Raw genomic sequence first — 4,901 nt, forward strand, 5'->3', positions numbered from 1 at the left:
AAAGAAAAATTAAGAAACATCCTCAATCCGTAACATTATGGATCAATTAGAACTATTAAAACAAAACTGGAAGCAAAGGGAACAGGAGCATCCCAAACTGAGCTATTCCCAGATTTATAATATGCTGTTTAAACGCTCTACTTCCATCGTGAAGTGGATTTTTATCATCAGTTTACTCGAGCTTGCATTTTGGATAGGACTCTATTTTGTTTCTCCCAAATCGTCTTTCGAAATCATTGAAAAACTGGGCTTAACACCTTTTATGATTGGTTTCAATATTGTTCACTATATAATAGTTATTGTTTTTATTTTCTTGTTTTATAAAAACTACATTTCGATAAAGGTGACCGACAGTACAAAATCATTAATGCATAATATTTTAAAAACAAGAAGGACTGTCAAATATTTTGTTTTGTACAACGTCAGTGCATTTGCAGTTACACTTATTATTATAAACTATTTTTATTACACTAAAAGTGATATTCTTCTCGAGGCAATGGCTGATACTTACGGGACAATTCCTGATGGTCCTGAATTTTTAACTAAATTTCTCATCGCTCAGGTTGTAGCAGGGGTCATCCTTATATTGCTTTTAATTTTATTTTACAGAATTGTTTACGGCATCCTGCTTAAAAAACTCTATAACAACTACAAGGAGTTAAAGAAAATTGAGGTTTAGGTTTCAATGTCATAATTTTTTAAAACATTCCTGTTTTCATTGGGTTAAAGTGGTTGTTTTTAAATAAATTTGCCTCACCCGAATACCGCTTCACGGTATTCGACCTCTCCAAAGGAGAGGTAAAAAGGTATCCCTTTTTAAAAACTTTTATATTATACATTTTAAATGAAAAATACAGCTTTATCACACATACACGAAGCTTTGGGTGCCAAAATGGTTCCTTATGCGGGATACAATATGCCGGTTCAATATGAAGGTGTAACGATAGAACACCAAACTGTGAGAAACACCCTTGGGGTTTTTGATGTTTCACATATGGGTGAGTTTCTCGTCACCGGAAAAAATGCTTTGGATTTGATTCAAAAAGTGTGTTCAAACGACGCTTCAAAACTGGTGGACGGTAAAGCACAATACAGCTGTTTTCCCAATGAAACCGGAGGTATTGTTGATGACCTGATTGTTTACCGTTTTAATGAAGAAAAATACCTGCTCGTGGTGAACGCTTCAAACATTGAGAAAGACTGGGCTTGGATCAACAAGCACAACACTATGGGTGCTGAACTGAAAAACCTTTCAGAGGATTATTCCTTACTAGCGATTCAAGGGCCTAAAGCCGTTGAAGCCATGCAGGCCCTCAGCAGTGTTGACTTGAGCAGCATTCCTTTTTACAGTTTTGTAGTGGCTGATTTTGCCGGAATTGAGCATGTAATCATTTCTGCCACAGGTTATACCGGAAGCGGCGGATTTGAAATTTACTGCAAAAACAGCGAGGCAGAACAAGTATGGAACAAAGTGATGGAAGCCGGAGCTGCTTTTGGCATCAAGCCCATTGGTCTTGCTGCACGTGACACCCTGCGAATGGAAATGGGTTACTGCCTCTATGGCAACGACATCAACGAGACCACTTCACCCCTGGAAGCCGGTTTGGGATGGATTACCAAGTTCACCAAAGACTTTATCAATTCAGAAAATTTAAAAAAACAAAAGGAAATCGGCATAAAAAGAAAACTGGTGGCTTTTGAGTTGAACGAAAGAGGAGTTCCACGCCACGACTATGATATTGTTGATGAAGCCGGAAACCCAATCGGGATTGTCACCAGCGGTACTATGTCACCTTCACTCAACAAAGGAATTGGCTTGGGTTATGTGCCGGTTGAGTATGCCGTGCCTGGAAGTATCATTAACATTCAAATCAGGAAAAACGCCATTCCCGCCACTGTGGTGAAACTTCCGTTTTACAAAGGGTAAATGGAAAACAAAATCCTCATACTCGGTGCCAGCGGTTTTATTGGGAATGCCATTTACAAAGAACTGAGACCTTATTTTGATGTTTATGGGACTTTTTTTAGTCAGGAAAGTCTCTTTGGCGAGAATCAGGTGTTTTATAAGTTTGATGGAGAGACTGACGATATTGACGACATTCTCAACATGGTTCAGCCGGATGTTATTATTTCCTGTTTTAGTTCGGAATACAAATCAGGTGTTAAAGTTCACGAGCAATTGTTTTCCTATGTTACGGTAACCCAAAATTGCAAACTTGTTTTTATTTCCACAGCACAGGTTTTTGATGGGTTGAGCCAGTTTCCTGCCAAGGAAAAAGACAAGCCACTGGCACTTTCTGAAGCAGGTAAATACCACCTTAGTATCGAAAAAATAATCAGACAATTGCCTGAAGAAAACTATTTGATTTTCAGATTACCACTAGTTTTGGGAGTCAACGCCCCTGAGCTCATCCGTCTGAAAATGGCCATAAAACACAAAAGCAATTTTGATATTTTTGAAGATTTGGTAATTAACGTAACGACTGATTCTCATTTTCCCAGACACCTACACTACCTGATCAATCAGAAAAAAAGAGGTATCTTTCACTCAGGAAGTACCGACTTGGTTCATCACAGCGACCTGTTTGAAGAAATCACCGAAAAACTGGGAGACAATACCCCTGTTTTTATGCGCAGTTATGCTTCAAACACCGATCGATTTTTGGCGGTTTTACCACAAGAAAGTTTTGAAGTTACAGAGTACAATTATACCGTAACTGATGTTATCAATGAAGTCACCCTTAAAGAAGAAATTTTAACATTAAAATCCACACTGTTATGAGCAAATTATCTAAAAGTCAAATCACTCAACAAATGAAAAACCTGGACGGGTGGGAATACAGCGATAATGCCATACACACCACCATCGAGTTTCAGGATTTTAAAGACTGTTTTTCAGTCATGACCCGCATTGCTTTTGAGGCCGAAAAACTCAATCATCACCCTGACTGGGCCAATGTGTACAACAAACTGAGTATTACACTCTCCACTCACGAGGCCGGCGGGCTTACCGAAAAAGATTTTTCCCTGGCACAAATTATTGATGAACTAGTAGGCTAAATTTTCTAAAGGAATGATTATTTTTGACCACTTTTTAAACTAAAATTCTTTATTGAAATGGGAAGAGCATTTGAATTTAGGAAAGCACGAAAAATGAAACGTTGGTCTGCAATGTCCAAAGCGTTTACTCGAATTGGCAAAGACATTGTTATGGCTGTCAAAGAAGGTGGGCCGGACCCTGATGCCAATTCCAGGTTGCGTGCAGTTATCCAGAATGCCAAATCGGTGAATATGCCCAAAGACAATATTGAAAGGGCCATTAAAAGAGCCTCAGACAAATCTTTGGGCGACTTTAAAGAAGTGCTTTTTGAAGGCTATGCGCCACATGGTATTGCCATTTTGGTGGAAACCGCAACTGACAACAACACGAGGACCGTGGCCAACATCCGGTCCTATTTTAATAAATGTGATGGAAGCCTCGGAACCAGTGGTTCTGTGGTTTTTATGTTTGACCACACCTGCAACTTTCGCATACAAAAAACAGACATTGACCTAGAGGAACTCGAACTTGAACTCATTGATTTTGGTGTGGAAGAAGTTTTTGAAGATGAAGACGGTATTCATATTTATGCCCCTTTTGAAAGTTTTGGTGCCATACAGAAATATCTGGAAGAACATCACCTTGCGATATTGTCTTCAGGATTTGAACGCATTCCGCAGGTCACCAAAAAACTCACTGACGAGCAAACAGCCGATGTGGATAAGTTACTGGAAAAAATTGAAGAAGATGACGACGTGCAAAACGTCTATCACACGATGGAAGAAAGTGAATAATATCGGTTTCGAATTGTTACTTATCCAAATATGAAAATTTTGAGTTTTCGCTTTTATATTCTTTTACAATTTCTTTTAAAATCATCACCACTTTTTCTTCTTCTCCCCTCAATGAAACTTTTATTAATGTTTCATATTTTGACTTAATTTCTGAAAAGGCTTTGGGAAAGTCCTTTGCTACCATAATTTTTTCATGGTGTGTTGGCAGGTTGATTGAACTGTCTGCCAGTAGTTCCTCATAAAGTTTTTCTCCCGGTCTTAATCCGGTTACTTGAATTTTAATATCCTCGTTGGGTATTAAACCGGACAGTCTTATCATTCGGGTGGCCAAATCCATGATTTTAATCGGTTTTCCCATATCAAATACATAAATTTCGCCTCCATCACCCATTGCTCCGGCTTGAAGAACCAATTGACAGGCTTCAGTGATGGTCATAAAATACCTGATGATATCAGGATGCGTAACCGTAATGGGGCCACCTTTAGCAATTTGCCTTTTAAAATGGGGAATTACCGAGCCGTTTGAGCCCAAAACATTACCAAACCTAGTGGTGATGAATTTTGTTTTTACACCTTTTTCTTCTTGTATTGATTGAACATACATTTCAGCCGCACGTTTTGAAGCTCCCATTACATTTGTGGGGTTAACAGCTTTGTCAGTTGAAATCATCACAAAGCGCTCCACTCCACCTGCTATAGCCAATTTAACTAAGTTCATTGTCCCAAGAACATTAACATATATGGCTTCGTGAGGATTTCTTTCAATTATGGGAACGTGTTTGTATGCCGCTGCGTGATATATCACATCAAAATCATAGTTTTCAAAAACCAAAGCCAAACGGTACATATTTGTTATATTGACCAATTCAGTAATAATATTTGCGTTGGGATTTGTTTCCTCAATTCTTAATTCCAATTCATACAATGGTGTTTCAGCCTGATCTAAAACAACAACAAGTTTTGGATTAAAACTCAATACCTGTCTTACAATTTCACTCCCAATTGAACCGGCACCTCCGGTTACAAGTATCGTTTTACCTGCTACAGTTTCACTTATATTTTCGTAG

Annotated in this window: 6 protein-coding genes; 5 read left to right on the top strand and 1 reads right to left on the bottom strand. The window is 38.5% G+C overall.

Translation table 11 applies throughout. The features are described 5' to 3' along the window. The first annotated feature begins 37 nt into the window (after positions 1-37). The 5 genes from AC6F75_RS14475 (at position 38) to AC6F75_RS14495 (ending at position 3,834) form a co-directional block, all read left to right on the top strand. Entirely contained in the window at positions 38-679 is a 642-nt protein-coding gene (locus AC6F75_RS14475; RefSeq protein ID WP_500715797.1) for a DUF8845 family protein, read from the top strand. 165 nt (positions 680-844) lie between these two features. Next, positions 845-1,927, top strand: a complete 1,083-nt coding sequence (gcvT, locus tag AC6F75_RS14480) for a glycine cleavage system aminomethyltransferase GcvT (RefSeq protein ID WP_500715798.1) — start codon at positions 845-847, stop codon at positions 1,925-1,927. After that, a complete protein-coding gene (locus tag AC6F75_RS14485) occupies positions 1,928-2,782 on the top strand; it encodes a sugar nucleotide-binding protein (protein WP_500715799.1) in 855 nt (284 codons plus the stop codon). Continuing rightward, positions 2,779-3,060 (top strand): 4a-hydroxytetrahydrobiopterin dehydratase, encoded by a 282-nt coding sequence (locus tag AC6F75_RS14490; protein WP_500715800.1) that lies wholly within the window; start codon positions 2,779-2,781, stop codon positions 3,058-3,060. The genes AC6F75_RS14485 and AC6F75_RS14490 overlap by 4 nt, the downstream gene beginning before the upstream one ends. A 57-nt stretch (positions 3,061-3,117) precedes the next feature. Next, a complete protein-coding gene (locus AC6F75_RS14495) occupies positions 3,118-3,834 on the top strand; it encodes a YebC/PmpR family DNA-binding transcriptional regulator (RefSeq protein WP_500715801.1) in 717 nt (238 codons plus the stop codon). Positions 3,835-3,850: 16 nt separating this feature from the next. Here the strand turns inward: AC6F75_RS14495 and AC6F75_RS14500 are convergent. Continuing rightward, positions 3,851-4,901, bottom strand: a 1,051-nt coding sequence (locus AC6F75_RS14500) for an SDR family NAD(P)-dependent oxidoreductase (RefSeq protein ID WP_500715802.1), incomplete at its 5' end; no start/stop codon positions are given.

The organism is Planktosalinus sp. (genome assembly GCF_059864935.1).

Coding starts and splice junctions, on each gene's coding strand:
- gcvT (WP_500715798.1), top strand. CDS start 845: ATGAAAAATACAGCTTTATCACACATACACGAAGCTTTGGGTGCCAAA.
- AC6F75_RS14495 (WP_500715801.1), top strand. CDS start 3,118: ATGGGAAGAGCATTTGAATTTAGGAAAGCACGAAAAATGAAACGTTGG.
- AC6F75_RS14485 (WP_500715799.1), top strand. CDS start 1,928: ATGGAAAACAAAATCCTCATACTCGGTGCCAGCGGTTTTATTGGGAAT.
- AC6F75_RS14475 (WP_500715797.1), top strand. CDS start 38: ATGGATCAATTAGAACTATTAAAACAAAACTGGAAGCAAAGGGAACAG.
- AC6F75_RS14490 (WP_500715800.1), top strand. CDS start 2,779: ATGAGCAAATTATCTAAAAGTCAAATCACTCAACAAATGAAAAACCTG.